General features: G+C 74.8%; 10 protein-coding genes and 1 tRNA gene. 7 read left to right on the top strand and 4 right to left on the bottom strand.

The annotated features are described in order from the left end of the window. Window positions 1-285: 285 nt before the first annotated feature. The gene (locus IF45_RS0112755) at window positions 286-987 is read left to right on the top strand and encodes a bifunctional DNA primase/polymerase (RefSeq protein ID WP_030307457.1); all 702 of its coding nucleotides are present in this window, start codon (window positions 286-288) and stop codon (window positions 985-987) included. A gap of 385 nt (window positions 988-1372) precedes the next feature. Here the strand turns inward: IF45_RS0112755 and IF45_RS0112750 are convergent, their stop codons facing one another. The 3 genes from IF45_RS0112750 to IF45_RS0112740 form a co-directional block, all read right to left on the bottom strand. Further along, complete coding sequence (locus IF45_RS0112750; protein WP_003949469.1) at window positions 1373-2362, bottom strand: DUF5926 family protein; 990 nt, start codon at window positions 2360-2362, stop codon at window positions 1373-1375. A gap of 154 nt (window positions 2363-2516) precedes the next feature. Continuing rightward, entirely contained in the window at window positions 2517-2966 is a 450-nt protein-coding gene (locus IF45_RS0112745) for an ATP-binding protein (protein ID WP_008414406.1), read from the bottom strand. Between the two features lie 475 nt (window positions 2967-3441). Further along, entirely contained in the window at window positions 3442-4299 is an 858-nt protein-coding gene (locus IF45_RS0112740) for a glycerophosphodiester phosphodiesterase (protein WP_018470287.1), read from the bottom strand. A 265-nt stretch (window positions 4300-4564) separates the two neighbouring features. On the opposite strand from IF45_RS0112740, the gene IF45_RS0112735 reads away from it, so the two are divergent. The 6 genes from IF45_RS0112735 (at window position 4565) to IF45_RS0112710 (ending at window position 10585) form a co-directional block, all read left to right on the top strand. Further along, window positions 4565-5971 (top strand): S1C family serine protease, encoded by a 1407-nt coding sequence (locus IF45_RS0112735; protein ID WP_008414403.1) that lies wholly within the window; start codon window positions 4565-4567, stop codon window positions 5969-5971. Window positions 5972-6023: 52 nt separating this feature from the next. Further along, window positions 6024-6110: transfer RNA gene (locus tag IF45_RS0112730), tRNA-Ser, on the top strand. Between the two features lie 291 nt (window positions 6111-6401). Beyond that, a complete protein-coding gene (locus IF45_RS0112725; RefSeq protein WP_015507515.1) occupies window positions 6402-6713 on the top strand; it encodes a hypothetical protein in 312 nt (103 codons plus the stop codon). A gap of 286 nt (window positions 6714-6999) precedes the next feature. Then, window positions 7000-8025: a DUF1906 domain-containing protein gene (locus IF45_RS0112720; RefSeq protein WP_030307454.1), complete on the top strand. Its 1026-nt coding sequence runs from the start codon at window positions 7000-7002 to the stop codon at window positions 8023-8025. Window positions 8026-8195: 170 nt separating this feature from the next. Then, the gene (locus IF45_RS0112715) at window positions 8196-8753 is read left to right on the top strand and encodes a SigE family RNA polymerase sigma factor (protein WP_030307451.1); all 558 of its coding nucleotides are present in this window, start codon (window positions 8196-8198) and stop codon (window positions 8751-8753) included. Between the two features lie 182 nt (window positions 8754-8935). After that, complete coding sequence (locus IF45_RS0112710) at window positions 8936-10585, top strand: long-chain fatty acid--CoA ligase (protein WP_030307449.1); 1650 nt, start codon at window positions 8936-8938, stop codon at window positions 10583-10585. Between the two features lie 65 nt (window positions 10586-10650). Here IF45_RS0112710 and IF45_RS32930 read toward each other — a convergent pair whose 3' ends face one another. Continuing rightward, window positions 10651-15891 carry a hybrid sensor histidine kinase/response regulator gene (locus IF45_RS32930; protein ID WP_107048045.1) on the bottom strand — a complete coding sequence of 1747 codons (5241 nt, stop codon included), beginning with the start codon at window positions 15889-15891 and terminating at the stop codon, window positions 10651-10653. Window positions 15892-15998 lie beyond the last annotated feature (107 nt).

Here is a 15998-nt window from a genome sequence, read left to right as displayed (position 1 = left end):
GGGCAGGCAGGGACCTTGAGGGAACCTGGCAGCCGCCCCGGGCGTCCCAGTCGACAGCGACCGCGCCCCATCCTCCCGCGGCGGAGGCGACAGGAGTCCCCGGTCCGGCAAGCGCGGATCCGGTAAGTGCCAGGCGTCGCCGTCCTCCGCCTGGTTCCACGCACGGCCCCACGGGGCGCCCCCTGCCGCAGGCCGGGGATGTGATGCGCCAGTTTGTACGCACGGTGAAGTGACGCACGTCCAGTGTGATGACCCTCGGCGTTCAACGGAAAGGAACGAGCGCTCATGCGCGAGATCCTCGGAAGGCGACGCAAGCTCCGGTCCCGGCGCACCCGCGGGAGCGCCCCGGCGGCCTGTCCCGACCTGACCCACCCGACCGACCAGCCCGACCTGACCGGTGTGGCGGTGGCGGCGGTCCACCGGCACTGGCCGGTCGTGCCCGGTGCCCGGCCCGACCCCGTGAGCCCGACCGGCTGCGGCTGCCCGGACCCGGAGTGCGCCCTGCCCGGCGACCACCCGGCCGACCCCGGACTCCTCGCGGCCACCACCGACGAGCGGATGGTGCGCTGGTGGTGGGGCGAGCGTCCGGCCGCCCCCGTCCTCCTCGCCACCGGGCGCGGCGCCAGCGCGGTCAGCCTCCCCGCCGTGGCCGCCGCCCGCGCCCTCGCCGCCCTCGACCGGGCGGGCGTCGCCACCGGCCCCGTCCTCGCGACGCGGGACCGCTGGGCGCTGCTGGTCGCCCCGTACTCCCTGCCGCGCCTCGGCGAACTGCTGTACGCCAAGGACCACGTCCCCGGCTCGCTGCGCTTCCACGGGGAGGGCGGTTATCTGCTCCTGCCCCCGTCGGCCAAGGACGCCGGCCGGGTCCGCTGGGAGCGCCGGCCGGCCGAGGCCCCCGGCGGTCCGGCCCTGCCGGAGATCGGCGCCGTACTCGACGCCCTCGTCGACACGCTCAACGAGACCGGCGTCAACGCCACCGACCTGTAGGACCCGACCGCCCCCGGACCAGGCGCGAGCGGCCCCTGTGCGGGGCGGCCGGAGCGCGCGAGCGCCGGGGGCGTACGCCAACTGACCGTGGCGTGCGGGGTGTCCGTGTGCGGGGGCGAACGTGGCCGCTGAGGCGTCGCGCACCGGCGCGGCCAGGGGCCCGGCCCGTCCGGAAGAGCTCCGGACATGGAAGGGCCCGGTTGCTGGCGACGGGGGATGCACCAGCAACCGGGCTACTTGAACCGTAACAAGAGATCGCCGGTTAGCAAATTCGATCGGCCTGTCCCGCGAGGGGATTCCCCCGTGGAGACGGGCGGATGTGACCGGAGTCACCGCCCGCCCGGCCGCCGGACTCCGGGAGTCCGGTACGACCGGCGGGCCGGGTTCAGTTGAGCGTGACCTGCCGGTTGGTCAGGCCGCCGCGGGCCCGGCGCTCCTCGGCGGTGAGCGGTGCTTCCTCGGCGAGCGCGGCGGCGAGCCGCTCGGCGAACTCCGCCGCCGGCTTCTCCACGTCCTCGGCCTCCATCGAGGTGGGCAGGTCCCACACCGGCACCGTCAGCCCGTGCGCCCGGAACGACCCGACGAGCCGCGTCCCTTCGCCGAGCGAGGAGGTGCCCGCCGCGTGCAGCCGCGCCAGCGCGTCGAGCAGCCGCTCCTCGCTGTGCGGCATGACCCAGCGCAGGTGGTTCTTCTCCGGCGTCCGGCACCAGTACGCCCACTCGACGCCGGTCAGCCGGGCCGTCGGGATGGCGGCCTCGTTGGCCCGCTCCAGGGAGGCGGTGACCTCCGGCGAGGTCTGCCCGGCCTCGGCCTCCGGCACCCAGAACTCGAACCCGCTGTGCACCTGCGGCGCGAACGGCGCCTCGGGGTCCAGCAGTTCCTGGAGCCGGGGCCGTTCGGCGGGGGAGGCGGACTGGGCGGGCAGGCGCCGCGCCTCGACGGGCGTACCGGGCTTGGCCTCCAGGGCGCGCAGCAGGGTGTCGGCCAGGTCGCGGCTGAGGTCGCCGGAGGGGGTGTCGTTCTGCAGGCCGAGCAGGACGGAGCCGTCCTCGCGGCGCAGCGCGGGCCAGGCCAGCGGCAGCACGGTGGCGAGGGTCACCGAGGGAACGCCCTCGGGCAGGCCGTCCTTGAGCGTCAGCTCGACGGTGGCCGCGGGCACCAGTTCGCGCAGCGCCACCCAGTCGCCCTCACCGGCCAGCCCCTCGAAGGGGCGCTGCACCAGCTCGGTCACGGCGTGCGAGGCGGCCCGCCCGTGACACGCCTTGTAGCGGCGGCCCGAACCACAGGGGCAGGGTTCACGGGCGCCGACGACCGGGATCTCCCCGTCGGCGAGCTGTGCCTTCTTGCCCGGCTTCTGCGGACGCTTCTTGGCCATCGGATCTCTCCCGGGTACGGCTCGTCTGGTACGGCGCGAGCCTAACCGTTCCCCGCCGGGCGAAGGCGGCGTCCTTGGGGCCGTCACCCCCGCGTGCGCGCCACCGCTCGGCGGTCGTACGGGCCCACGCCCGCGGGGAGTTCCGGGAGTGGGCTCAGGTCAGGTCGTCGAGGGCGCCCAGGGCCTCGCTGAAGTCGAGCCCGGCCAGGGCGGAGACCGGCGGGGCGGTGATCCGCTCCGCGAAGTCCTCGCGCCGGTGGCTCGCGGAGAGGAGGGCCCAGACGGTGAGTTCGCCGCAGGCGCCGTCCCGGGTGCCCCACTCCTCGGAGAGGGCCGTGATGATGTTGAGCCCGCGGCCGCCCTTGGCCGTCACCGACGGGGTGGACGGGACCGGGCGGGTCGGGCCGCCGCCGTCCGTGACCTCCACCGTCAGCCGGCCGCGGTCGTCGACCCGCCAGGCGGCCCGGACGTCGCCGTCGCCGATGGGCGCGTCGTCCAGCGGACGGCCGTGCCGGCAGGCGTTGCTCAGCAGTTCGGACAGGATCAGTACGGCGTCGTCTATGGCTGAATCCGATACTCCGCTCAGCCGCAGCTGCTCGCGCATACGGCGTCGCGCCTTTCCCACGCCCGCAGGGCCGTGAGGAACAGCCATGCTCGACGACGTGGGCACTTCTTGTGCCACCACCAACGCCACCCCCGGACCTCCTTTGCCCCACGCCAGAGGGTGAATGCCCCATTGCATCCGACCGGAAACCGGCCAATCCGCTCCCGGTGACGCATTCAGCGGGCGCAGCCACCCAAAGAACGCGCCGGTGTACTCCCCGTGAGGTAAATCAGAAGATTGGCGAGTGGGTGTGGACGGTTATCGCCCTATTTGCGCAACACCTGAGCCGGCCTGGAAGCGAAACAACCGCTTCCGCCATGGTGGCCCCTTTCACACTTTCCCTCCCCCTGCGCAGGCGCGTGAGCAGCGGTTCCGCTCGGCGGCAGCGCACACCCGGCGCGCGGACGGCGCCCCACGCTCTCCGGAAAGCACGCCGTACGCGCCCCGGCGGGACCCAAGGCGGGGCGGGGGGTTCTCAGCCCCGGCCGAGCTGCTCCAGCACCGCCCGCGGCCGGTTGGTGATCACCGCGTCCACCCCCAGGTCGGCGCAGAGGGCCACGTCGGCCGGTTCGTCCACGGTCCAGACGTGGACGCGGTTGCCGGCCCGGTGGACCTGTTCCACATAAGAGGGGTGGCCGCGCAGGATGCGGATGCTCGGCCCGGAGATGCCCACCCCCGGCGGCAGCCGGCCGTCCCGGTGGCGTACGCCGACGAACTGCATCAGCTGGACCGTCGGCAGGTGGGGGGAGGCGGCGCGGACGCGGTGGAGCGAGCGGGCCGAGAAGCTCATCACGCGGACCGGTGAGGCCGCGGCCGAGGCCGGGGCGGCCAGGCCGAAGCGGTGGAGGAGGGCCATCAGCCGCTCCTCGACCTGCCCGGCCCAGCGCGTGGGGTGCTTGGTCTCGATCGCCAGCTCCACCCGGCGCCCCGCGTCGCTCACCAGCTCCAGCAGGCGTTCCAGGGTCAGCACCGAGGTGCGTTCCGCGTCCCACTGCGGCCGCTCGCTCACCGGCGGCACGGGGACGGCGGTGTCGCGCCCCGCCCCGGGCCCGACCGGGCCGACCCGGGTGGTGTCCTTCCAGGAGCCGAAGTCGAGGCCGGCCAGATCGGCGAGCTCCAGCGCGGAGACGGCCCCGCGGCCGTTCGAGGTGCGGTTGACCCGGCGGTCGTGGACGCAGACCAGATGCCCGTCGGAGGTCAGCCGCACGTCGCACTCCAGGCCGTCCGCGCCGTCCTCGATCGCTTTGCGGTACGCCGCCAGGGTGTGCTCCGGCACGTCCGCGGAGGCGCCTCGGTGGGCGATGACCTTGATGGCTTCCCGGGGTGTGGGCATCACCCGGTCATGGTGTCACCACCGGCGGGCAGACGCACAAAAGAAGCACCCGGCGCCGGTCTCCGGCAGGGTGTGAGGAGCGTGGCAGGGAACTTTCCCCGGCGCGCGCCCGTTTTGCCGGAAGTAAAAGAATGGCGGTGGGTGCACAGGGTCGCCTTACGGTGCCCTGACGTCCGGTGGGAAAAGCTGACTGCGAACATCTGGACAGTCGGGCCGTACCGGGCCGCGACCGTGACCGATCGCCGTGGACCGAGGAGAACCAGCTGTGAGCACCGAGAACGAGGGCTCAGGGACCGAGGGCGCCGGGACCGAGGGCCAGCAGGTACCCCCCTCCGTGCCGCCTGCCCCGTCCGTACCCCCCGCCCCGGTGGACCCCGCCAGGGGCGGCCCGCAGCAGTCCGCACCGGCCGGGGACTGGCCCCCGCCCCCACCACAGGGCGCCCCCTCCCCCTACGCCGAACCCCCCGCCACCCCGGCCTACGCCGGTGGCGGTTCCTACGCGACCCCCGGCGGCGGCCCCGCCTGGGGCGCCTCGTACCAGCAGCCCGCTCCCGCCAAGGGCCGGCGCGGCGGGCTGGTCGCGGCGGTGCTGGCGGCGGCGCTGATCGCCGGCGGCGTCGGCGGCGGCATCGGCTACTGGGCGGCGAGGGACGGAGACGGGAACTCCGGTTCCACCACCGTCTCCGCCTCCGACACCCCGACGAGCGTCAAGCGCGAGGCCGGCTCGGTGGCCGGCGTCGCCGCCAAGGCGCTGCCGAGCGTCGTCACCATCGACGCCCAGGGCGGCGACGGCGAGGGCGGCACCGGCACCGGCTTCGTCTACGACAAGCAGGGCCACATCCTCACCAACAACCACGTCGTCGCCTCGGCGGCCGACGGCGGCAAGCTCTCCGCCACCTTCTCCAACGGCAAGAAGTACGTGGCCGAGGTGGTCGGCCGCGCCGAGGGGTACGACGTCGCGGTGCTCAAGCTGCGCAACAGTGACGGCCCCGCCCCGCTGCCGCTCGGCAACAGCGACAAGGTCGCGGTCGGCGACTCCACCATCGCCATCGGCGCCCCCTTCGGCCTGTCCAACACGGTCACCACCGGCATCATCAGCGCCAAGAACCGCCCGGTCGCCTCCAGCGACGGCGGCAACTCCAAGAGCTCGTACATGAGCGCCCTGCAGACCGACGCCTCCATCAACCCGGGCAACTCCGGCGGCCCGCTCCTCGACTCCGGCGGCGCCGTCATCGGCATCAACAGCGCCATCCAGTCGGCCGGAAACGGCATGGGCGGCTCCGGCCAGGCGGGCTCGGTCGGCCTCGGCTTCGCCATCCCGATCAACCAGGCGAAGAACGTCGCCGAGCAGCTCATCAAGACCGGCAAGCCCGTCTACCCGGTCATCGGCGCCTCGGTCTCCCTGGAGGACAACCGCATGGGCGCCACCATCTCCGACGAGGGGCCCGGCGGTTCCGCCGCCGTCTCCCCGAACGGGCCCGCGGCCAAGGCCGGTCTCAAGTCCGGCGACGTGATCACCAAGCTCGACGACACCATCATCGACAGCGGCCCCACCCTCATCGGCGAGATCTGGACCCACAAGCCCGGTGACACGGTGAAGATCACCTACGAGCGCGGCGGCAAGACCGAGACGGTCGACGTCACGCTGGGCGATCGCGTGGGCGACGACTGAGCCGTTACTCTTGTCCCCGCGCCACCACGCCCCGAAGGGCCCGGTGGCGCGGGGAGGGTTGCCCGAGCGGCCTAAGGGAACGGTCTTGAAAACCGTCGTGGTGGCGACATCACCGTGGGTTCAAATCCCACACCCTCCGCAGCGGTTGAAGAGCGTGAGCAGCAGAAGGGGCGTCTCCGGTGGAGGCGCCCCTTTCGCGTGGGCGGACGCGGGACGGTGGCCGGTCGGGCGCCGGTGCGGTCGCTTTGGGGGCGCGTGGCGGGTTTAGAAGAAACCGCTCACACTTGCGGGGGAAGCGGGGGGTCTCGGGTGGTTCCTGGGCGTGGGGCTGGGCAATTCTGATCCAGCAATCGCAGCGCATCCGGGCGGTCGGCCAACTGCCCGGTGCGACAAGGCACTTACCGGGTCAGCCCGGGCTATGGAGGAACACATGGCAAGCATCCGCACCGCTCGCGTTCTCGCCGCCGTCGCCGCTCTTCCGCTGGCCGCCGCCCTCTGCGCGGGCGTCGCCGTCGCCGACAACGGCTCGTTCGCGAACGACGGATCGAACGCCGCCGTGGCGACGGTCAGCGGCAGCGGGGTCGGCGACGACAACAGCGGCAACTCCGCCACCACCCAGCAGCAGGCCGTCGGTTCGGGCGCCTCGAACGAGAACAACTCCGCCCAGGTCAGCGACTCGGCCTTCACCTCGATCGACCAGTCCGACAAGAGCGTCTGGGTGAGCTTCAGCCGGCTCTGGTAGGCCCCTCCCGGGGCTCATGGTCCGTACGGGGGTCGAAGGCCATGGGGCGACCGGCCTGCGCGGCGGTGCACCACGCACCGCCGCGCAGTGCTGTGCGCGGAGCCGGACCGTCGGCGAGCGGGCGTACGAGCCGGGGAGCGCGGGGAAGGGCCCCAGCACATTCCACGCGCGGCCGCGACCCGGGAGCCCGCGTACGAGGTGTTTCGCCACCCCGTACGGATGACGCGGGGCGCGCCCCCACCGCGTCGCGCCCGGTGGGATCTTCACTCGTCACATGAGACGCCGAATGATGATCAGAAGATGGGTCGCACTGGCGGTGGCCGTGGCGTCCGCCGCGAGTGCCGGGGTGACGGCCGCGTACGGCGACAGCGCCGCCCCGCCGCCGTCGCCGGAGCAGGTCCTCGGTGAGGTGGCCCCCGGGCCCTCCGAGGCGGACTCCGCGCCCGAACCGTCCCTGCGCCCCCGCCCCCTCCCCGCCTCCGAGGGCCGGCCGGCACCCCAGCCCGGTGCCGTCGCCGCCCAGCCCGTGCCGGGCGTACCGGAGTTCCCGCCCTCCTGGCAGTTCCCGGAGGCCCGCCAGGAGCTGCCGGCGGACGCCAACGTCTTCCGCGGCAAGGCGTTCGACACCTGCCACGCCCCCTCGATGGGCGTCCTGCGCAACTGGCGCGCCTCCGACTACCGCGCCGTCGGGGTCTACTTCGGCGGCCGCGGCCGCGCCTGCCCGAACCAGCCGAACCTGACACCGGAGTACCTGACCGAGGGCGACAGCATCGGCTGGAACTTCCTGCCGATCTACGTCGGCTCGCAGTCGCCCTGCGTCATCGCGTCCAACAAGCAGAACGTGCGGATCACCGGCGACCCCGTCGAGCGGGGCGCGGCGGAGGGCGCGGACGCGGTCGACCGCGCCGCCGCCCTCGGCATGGAGCGGGGCAGCGCGCTCTACCTCGACATGGAGGCGTACGACCACCGGAAGGCCGACTGCGCGGCGACCACCCTCGCCTTCGTCCGCGCCTGGAACCGCGCCGTCACCGACAGCGGCTACGTGCCGGGCTTCTACTCCAGCGCCTCCTCCGGCATCAGCCACCTGGAGAGCGAGCGGCGGGCCGGGACCACTGACCTGCCGGCGGCCATCTGGTTCGCGCGCTGGCAGCCGCAGCCCGACCTCTGGGGCGAGCCCGTCCTCGACCGGGAGGCCTGGGCGCCGGACGCCCGCATCCACCAGTACGCCGGCAACGTCACGGAGACGCACGGCGGCAGTACCCTGACGATCGACCGCAACCAGGTCAGCGCCCCGGTGGCCCGTATCGGCTGAACAGCGGCCGCAAGCGGGGGCCTTCGGCCTCCGGGACCTCCCTGACCGGCCCTCGGCCGGGCCTCCACCTTCAGGAGGTGCGCGGCGGCCCCGTCCTACACCCACAGGGGGACGGGGCTTCGGGACCTGTGGGCGATCCGCCGCGGGGCCCGCGCTCCTAGCGTGGAGCCATGACAGTGACCCAGGTGTCCGTCCGCACCGGCACGTCGACGGCGGGCGGCGCCTCCCCGGCGCGCTACCCGTCCTTCGCCTCCTACGTCGAGGCCCGCCAGCCCGTGCTGCTGCGGACCGCCCGCTCGCTGACGCCCAACCCGAACGACGCGGAGGACCTCCTCCAGACCGCGCTGGCCAAGACGTACGTGGCCTGGCCGCGCATCGAGGACCACCGCGCGCTCGACGGGTACGTGCGCCGCGCCCTGGTCAACACGCGCACCTCGCAGTGGCGCAAGCGCAAGGTCGACGAGTACGCCTGCGAGGAACTGCCCGAGCCCGAAGTGCGCCCGGGGATCGACCCGGCGGAGGCGCAGAGCCTGCGCGACGCCATGTGGCGCGCGATCATGAAACTCCCCGCCCGCCAGCGCGCCATGGTCGTCCTGCGGTACTACGAGGACCTCAGCGAGGCCCAGACGGCCGCGATCCTCGGGGTCTCGGTGGGGACCGTCAAGAGCGCCGTCTCCCGCGCGCTCGCCAAGCTGCGCACCGACCCGGAGCTGACCGCCGCCCGCTGACGGCCGCCGCCGCGAGGTCCGGAGCCACCCGGTACCGGTCGACACGTCGCCCTCGTCCTCGGCTGCCCTGTACAGCACCCTTCGCTCTGATTTCAAGACCCCCGGGCTAGTGACATACCAAGCGGTATGGGCTGAGAATCAGGCCAAACCCTACTGCCGCGTAGCGCCCCCGGGAGGACGCCGTGCTGAGCACCATGCAGGACGTACCGCTGACCGTGACCAGGATTCTCATGCACGGCATGACCATCCACGGAAACTCGCAGGTCACGACATGGACGGGAGAGGCCGAGCCGCAGCGCCGCTCCTACCGTGAGATCGGCGAGCGGTCCGCGCAGCTCGCCCACGCCCTCAAGGACGAGCTGGGTGTCCTGCCGGACGACCGGGTCGCCACCCTGATGTGGAACAACGCCGAGCACGTGGAGGCGTACTTCGCCATCCCGTGCATGGGGTCGGTCCTGCACACGCTCAACCTGCGGCTGCCCGCCGAGCAGCTCGCCTGGATCGTCGGCCACGCGGCCGACAAGGTCGTCATCGTCAACGGCTCGCTGCTGCCGCTGCTCGCCCCGCTCCTGCCGCATCTGCCCACCGTCGAGCACGTCGTCGTCTCGGGCCCGGGCGACCGCTCCCTGCTGGAGGGCGCCGCCCCCCGCGTCCACGAGTACGAGGAGCTGCTGGCCGGCCGCGCCACGCGCTACGACTGGCCGGAACTGGACGAGCGGGCCGCCGCCGCCATGTGTTACACCTCCGGCACCACCGGCGACCCCAAGGGCGTCGTCTACTCCCACCGCTCGATCTACCTGCACTCCATGCAGGTCAACATGAGCCAGTCGATGGGGCTGACCGACGCGGACACCAGCCTCGTGGTGGTCCCCCAGTTCCACGTCAACGCCTGGGGCCTGCCGCACGCCACGCTGATGACCGGCGTCAACATGCTGATGCCCGACCGCTTCCTCCAGCCCGGCCCGCTCGCCGAGATGATCGAGACCGAGCGGCCCACCCACGCCGCCGCCGTTCCCACCATCTGGCAGGGGCTCGCCGCCGAACTGGCCGCCAAGCCCCGCGACGTCTCCTCGCTGACCCAGGTCACCATCGGCGGCTCGGCCTGCCCGCCCTCGCTGATGGCGGAGTTCGACCGGCTCGGCATGCGCGTCTGCCACGCCTGGGGCATGACGGAGACCTCGCCGCTCGGCACCATCGCCCGGCCCCCGGCCCACGCCGTCGGCACCGAGGAGGAGATGGCCTACCGCCTTACCCAGGGCCGCTTCCCCTCGGGCGTCGAGGCCCGGCTGGCCGGACCCGGCGGCGAGTACCTGCCCTGGGACGGCACCTCCGCCGGTGAGCTGGAGGTCCGCGGGCCGTGGATCGCCGGCGCCTACTACGGGGGCGCGGACGGTGAGCCGCTCCGCCCCGAGGACAAGTTCAGCGCCGACGGCTGGCTGAAGACCGGAGACGTCGGCGTCATCACCCCCGACGGCTTCCTCACCCTCACCGACCGCGCCAAGGACGTGATCAAGTCCGGCGGTGAGTGGATCTCCAGCGTCGAACTGGAGAACGCGCTGATGTCCCACCCCGACGTCGCCGAGGCCGCCGTCGTCGCGGTCCCCGACGACAAGTGGGGCGAGCGCCCGCTGGCCACGGTCGTCCTCAAGGAGGGCGCCACCACCGGCTTCACCGAGCTGCGCGAGTTCCTCGCCGCCTCCGTCGCCAAGTGGCAGCTGCCCGAGCGGTGGACGGTCATCGAGTCCGTCCCGAAGACCAGCGTCGGCAAGTTCGACAAGAAGGTCCTGCGCCGCCAGTACGCCGAGGGCGGTCTGGACGTCACGACCCTGTAGCCGGCCCGGTACGTGAGAAGGGGCGGTGTCCGTGGACACCGCCCCTTCTCACGTCGGCTCCCGGCTCAGTTGGTGCCTATCTTCGCCAGCAGGTCGACGATCCGGGCCTGGACGTCGTCGGTGGTCGACCGCTCGGCCAGGAAGAGGACGGTCTCCCCGGAGGCGAGCCGCGGCAGCTCCGACGGGTCGATACCGGCGGCCGTGTAGACGACCAGCGGGGTGTGGTTGAGCCGCCCGTTGGCCCGCAGCCAGTCCACCACCCCGGCCCGGCGGCGGCGGACCTGCATCAGGTCCATCACCACGAGGTTGGGGTGCATCTGGGTGGCCAGGTTGACCGCGTCGGTGTCGGTGGTGGCCCGGGCGACCTGCATGCCCCGGCGCTCCAGCGCCGCCGTAAGCGCCAGCGCGATCTCCTCGCGCTCCTCGATGAGCAGGACCCGCGAGGGGTGCTGCTCACTGTCGCGGGCGGCCAGCGCCTTGAGGAGCACCGCCGGATCGGCCCCGTACGCCGCCTCCCGCGTCGCCTGCCCCAGCCCCGCGGTCACCAGGACCGGGACCTCGGCGGCCACCGCGGCCTGGCGCAGCGACTGGAGAGCGGTCCGGGTGATCGGCCCGGTCAGCGGGTCGACGAAGAGCGCGGCCGGGAAGGCGGCGATCTGCGCGTCCACCTCCTCCCGGGAGTGCACGATCACCGGACGGTATCCACGGTCGCTGAGCGCCTGCTGGGTGGAGACGTCGGGTGCCGGCCAGACGAGCAGACGCCGGGGGTTGTCCAGCGGCTCGGGCGGCAGCTCGGCGTCCTGCGGCTGAGGCTGCGGCTGGTTGGCCACCTCGACGGCGCCGTTGGGCCCGTCCAGCGGCTCCGGCCCCTCGGCCCCCTCGTCGGGCGCGCCTATCGCGTACGACCGGCCCTGAGCGGGATAGCCGTCGGCCTCGGGCGCGGGCGCCGGTACGGGTGCGCTGGCCGCCGGAGTTGCCTGCTGCGGCGGCGCCTGCGGAGCGGCCTGCTGCGGTGCGGGAGGCGTCGCGGCCTCCTCCGCCGCCGGGGGCGTCCCCAGCTTCCGCCGGCGGCCGGCCGTGGCCGGGGCCGGGGGCGGCGGGTTCTGCGGCGGCTGGGCCGGGTTGTTCAGCGGACGGCGCTGCGGCTCGGCCGGCCGGCCGGGGGCCGCGAAGGGCACTCCCTGGCCGAGGGTGCGCACGCTGAACGCCCGGCTCTGCGCGGAGGCGGCCTGCTGCTCGGCGGACTCGGCCGGGAGCGGCTGGGCCACGCGCTGCGGCTGCGGTGCCGGAGCCGGGGTGGCGGCGGATGTTTCACGTGAAACAGGCTCAGCCGGGTCCTCAGCCGATGTTTCACGTGAAACAGGGGCGACCGGAGCCTCGTCGGATGTTTCACGTGAAACGGGCGCCTCGCCGCCCGTGGGGGCGACGGGTGATGTTTCACGTGAAACCGCCTCAGGCCCTGCCTGGAGTCCGGGCACGTTTCCCGTCTGCGGCCCGGCGGCCGGCTCCTGCCCCTCGACGGGGGGAGCCGCCTCGGGCAGGGGGACGGAACCCGTCGCCGCCGTGGGCACCGCCCAGCCGTCGGCGGCGGGCGGGGAGACGGGCGTCCCCCCGGCCGGCGTCGCCTCCGGCAGCGGAGCCGAGGCGGTCGGCAGCGGATGTGCCTGCGGCGGGGTGTGGTCGAGCGCGGGGTGACCGGCCGGCCCGTGAGCGTCCTCCGCCGAGGGGAGGGCCAGGCCGGGCCCGGTCTCCGCCACCTCGCCCGGCACCTGCCCGGGCCCGTCGGCGAGGGCACGCCGAGCCCGCCGGGGCCCCGCACCCTGCTGCCCGGGCAACGCCTGCGCGGGCTGCGGCTGCTGAGCCACGGGAGCGGCCGGGTAGGCGGCGCCGGGCGGAACCTGGACCGGCGAACCGGCAGGCTGCTGACCGGGCACGCCCGGCTGTGCCACGGGCTGCTGGGCCGGGAGCCCGGCGGGCGGGGTCTGCTGCCCCACGGGTGCGGGCGGGGTGCCCGGGGCCCCGGGGGCCGTGGGCGTGCCGGTCGCGGGCGGGAGCGGCATGGAAGAGGCGGGGCCGCCCTGCGACGCGGCGGGGAGCTGCGGCGGGGCGAGCGGGTGCTGCGGGCGCACGGCCGTCGGGTCCGGAGCGGGGGCAGCACCGGGAGCCGGCGCCGCCTGCTCCGTCGCGGGCTCCGCCGGCGGCACCGGCGAGCCCGACACGGGAGCCTGGAGCGCCTGGCCGACGGCGAACGGCGGCGTCAACGGGCCGGCAGCGGGGGGCTGGGGCGCGGGCTGCCCGGGCTGGACCGGCTGGGCCGTACCCGCCGGGAAGCCGGGCGGGACCGGAGCCTGCGGGCCGGCGGGGTTCGCCGCCGGGACCTGCGCCTCGGTGGGCGCGGCCGGAACACCGGCGGCGGGCGGCGGAGTCGCGGGGCTCGCGGCGGTGCCGGGGGCCGCCGGGGCGGGCGGTACCGGCACACCGGGGGCGGCCGTGACCGGCGGGACGGGAGCCGGGCCCGGAGCCGGGGCGGGAGCCGTGGCCGGGTTCTGGACGCCCGGCTGCGCGGGGACCGCGGTGCCGGTGGAGGCGGCGGTCGGGCCGGCCGGCTGCCCGAACTGCGGGGGCACGGGGGCGGGGGCCACCTGGCCGGGAGCGGGCGCGGCATGCGGCTGCCCGGAGGGCAGGGCCTGGACCGTCTCGCCCGGGGTGCCCACCGCGGGGGCCGGTGCGGCGGGTGCCGCCGGGGTGTCGGGCATGCCGGGCGGTGTCGGCCGGGCGGGAGCGGGGGCTCCGGCCGGTGGCAGCGCGGGCATGGCGGAGGGCGCGGGGCGCTGGGCGGCGCGGCCCTGCTGGTCGTCGGGGGCCTGGGCCGGGCGCGGCACGGCGGCGCTGAGTCCGGGGCGGACCCCCGGGGCGATGACGACGGCCGCGCCCGGACCGGTCGAACCGGCGGGCGGCAGCGCGGGCTGCGCGGCGCGGAGCCCGGCCGGGGGCACCCCCTGCGGAGGCACCGTTCCGCCCAGGGCGCTGGCGGAGGCCGCGGTGCCGGCGGCGTGCTCCGCCGCGGTGGTCACCGCGCCCTCGGAGGTCGGGGCGTTCCCGTCCTGGGGCGCGGCGGCGCGCCGGCGCCTGCGCCCGGTCCCGCCCTCGGCGGCGCCGGTGGGTGCGGGCAGGGCGACCGCGCTGCCGGCGGCCGGGGTCTCCCCGCCGTCCTGCCCGGCCAGTACGGCCTCGACCGGCGTCTCGTCGGCCGCCCGGCGGCCACGACGGCGCCCGGTGGGGGCGGCCGCGGGGGCGGGTTCAGGCGCGGCCGGGGTGCCGTCGGCGGAGGTGCCCAGGAAGGAGTCGACGGAGGAGCGTGGTGCGGCACGCCGGCGCCGCCGCCCGTGCGGCCGGTCGGACTCGGTGTCCGGGCCGGCGCCCTCGGGTGCCTGCGCGGTTGTCCCGCCGGCGGGCAGTTCGGCCTGCGGCGGCGCCTGGACCGCCCCGGCGCCCTCGCCGAGCGGGATGTCCAGGACGTAGGCGCTGCCGCTCATGCCGGCCATGGCGTGGGTCTGCAGGACGCCGCCGTGGGCCCGGACGATGCCGCGTACCAGCGGCTCGTGCACCGGGTCGCCGCCCGCGAACGGGCCGCGCACCTCGATGCGTACCGCGTTGCCGCGCAGGGCCGCCGCGACGACGACCGTGGAGTCGATGTACCCGCCGGCCATGGCCTGCGGGGTCTGCCGGGCGTTGCCGGTGGCGTCGATGCCGGCCACGTCGGCGATGAGGTGGGCCAGCGCCGTGGCGAAGCGGTGCGGGTCGATCTCCGCCTCGATGGACGGGGCGTGCACGGCGAACTGGGCGCGGCCCGGGCCGATCAGCTCGACGGCGCCCTCGACACCGGCCGCGATGACCTCGTCGAGCAGCACCTTCTTGCGGTCCAGGCTGTCCTGACCGGCGTCGAGCCGCTGGTAGCCGAGGACGTTGTCGACGAGGGTCGTCATCCGCGCGTAGCCGGCGGAGAGGTGGTGCAGGATCTGGTTGGCCTCGGGCCAGAGCTGGCCCGCCGGGTCGGCGGCGAGCGAACCCAGTTCGCTCCGCAGGTGGTCGAGGGGACCGCGCAGCGACTCGGAGAGCACCGCGACCAGCTGGTCGTGGCGGGCGGCGAGCGCCTCGTAGCGGTCCTTCTCCCGCTCGCCGAGAGCCGCGTACCGCTCCTTCTCCCGCTCCGCCAGCGCCTCGTACCGCTCGGCGGACTCGCGCTCCAGCGTCTCGTACCGCTCGCGGGAGGTGCGCTCCAGCTCCTGGTACTTCGCGGTGGAGGTGCGTTCCAGCTCCTCGTACCGCTCGCGTGAGGTGCGGTCGAGCGTCTCGTACTTCTCGGCCGAGGAGGTCTCCAGCTCCTCGTACCGCCGTTGTTCGCGCTCGGCCAGCTCCTCGTAGCGCTTCTCGGCGGCGGCCTGCTCCTCGGCGTGCTCGGCGACGAGCGCCTCGTGGGCGCGCCGGTCGGTGAAGGTGACGACGGCGCCCACCAGCTGGTCCCCGTCGCGCACGGGCGCGGTGGTGAGGTCGACCGGCACCGGCGAGCCGTCCTTGGCCCACAGCACCTGCCCCCGCACCCGGTGCTTGCGCCCGGAGCGCAACGTGTCGGCGAGCGGCGATTCGGCGTACGGGAAGGGTTCGCCGTCGGCCCGCGAGTGCAGGACCAGCGTGTGGAACTCCCGGCCGCCCAGGTCCCCGGCGCGGAAGCCGAGGATCTGCGCCGCCGCCGGGTTGACCAGGACGACGCGCCCGTCGGTGTCGGTGCCGACGACGCCCTCGGCCGCCGCGCGCAGGATCATCTCGGTCTGCCGCTGCGAACGGGCCAGCTCCGCCTCGGTGTCGACGGTCCCGGAGAGGTCCCGGACCACGATCATCAGCAGTTCGTCGCCGGTGTACCGCTGGTCCGCCGCCCCGGTGCCGAACTGCGAGGGGGCACCCCAGCCGGACTCGCGCCCCTCGGCGAGGCTGGCGCTGGTCACCTCGACGGGGAACTCGGAACCGTCGGTCCGCCGGGCCGTCATCCGCGTCGGCCTGGTGCGGCCCTGCTCGTCGATGGTGTCCGGACGGCGCATCGATCCGGGGATCAGCCGCGAGTCGAACTCCGGGAGCAGATCGAGCAGTCCGCGCCCCACCAGCGCCGTACCGGGCGCCTCCAGGCGCTCCAGGGCGATGGTGTTGGCGTTGACGACCGTGCCGTTGCAGTTGACGAGCACCAGGGCGTCGGGAAGCGCGTCGAGTATTGCTGCGAGGCGAGCAGCGCCTCGTGATGGCCTGCTGCTCACGACGACGGTTCCTCCCTGATCACTGCGGTTTGCCGACCTCTCGGGTCATCCTGCCCCCGGGTCCGCAGCCTGTCACGGGAGGGAGTCTACGGGCAGACCGGTCCCCG

Origin of the sequence: Streptomyces albidoflavus, assembly GCF_000719955.1 — a bacterium.
GTDB lineage: Bacteria > Actinomycetota > Actinomycetes > Streptomycetales > Streptomycetaceae > Streptomyces > Streptomyces albidoflavus.
This window is presented reverse-complemented; position numbering and strand designations above follow the sequence as displayed.

Coding starts and splice junctions, on each gene's coding strand:
- IF45_RS0112755 (WP_030307457.1), top strand. CDS start 286: ATGCGCGAGATCCTCGGAAGGCGACGCAAGCTCCGGTCCCGGCGCACC.
- IF45_RS0112715 (WP_030307451.1), top strand. CDS start 8,196: ATGACAGTGACCCAGGTGTCCGTCCGCACCGGCACGTCGACGGCGGGC.
- IF45_RS0112745 (WP_008414406.1), bottom strand. CDS start 2,966: ATGCGCGAGCAGCTGCGGCTGAGCGGAGTATCGGATTCAGCCATAGAC.
- IF45_RS0112740 (WP_018470287.1), bottom strand. CDS start 4,299: ATGCCCACACCCCGGGAAGCCATCAAGGTCATCGCCCACCGAGGCGCC.
- IF45_RS0112720 (WP_030307454.1), top strand. CDS start 7,000: ATGATGATCAGAAGATGGGTCGCACTGGCGGTGGCCGTGGCGTCCGCC.
- IF45_RS0112750 (WP_003949469.1), bottom strand. CDS start 2,362: ATGGCCAAGAAGCGTCCGCAGAAGCCGGGCAAGAAGGCACAGCTCGCC.
- IF45_RS0112725 (WP_015507515.1), top strand. CDS start 6,402: ATGGCAAGCATCCGCACCGCTCGCGTTCTCGCCGCCGTCGCCGCTCTT.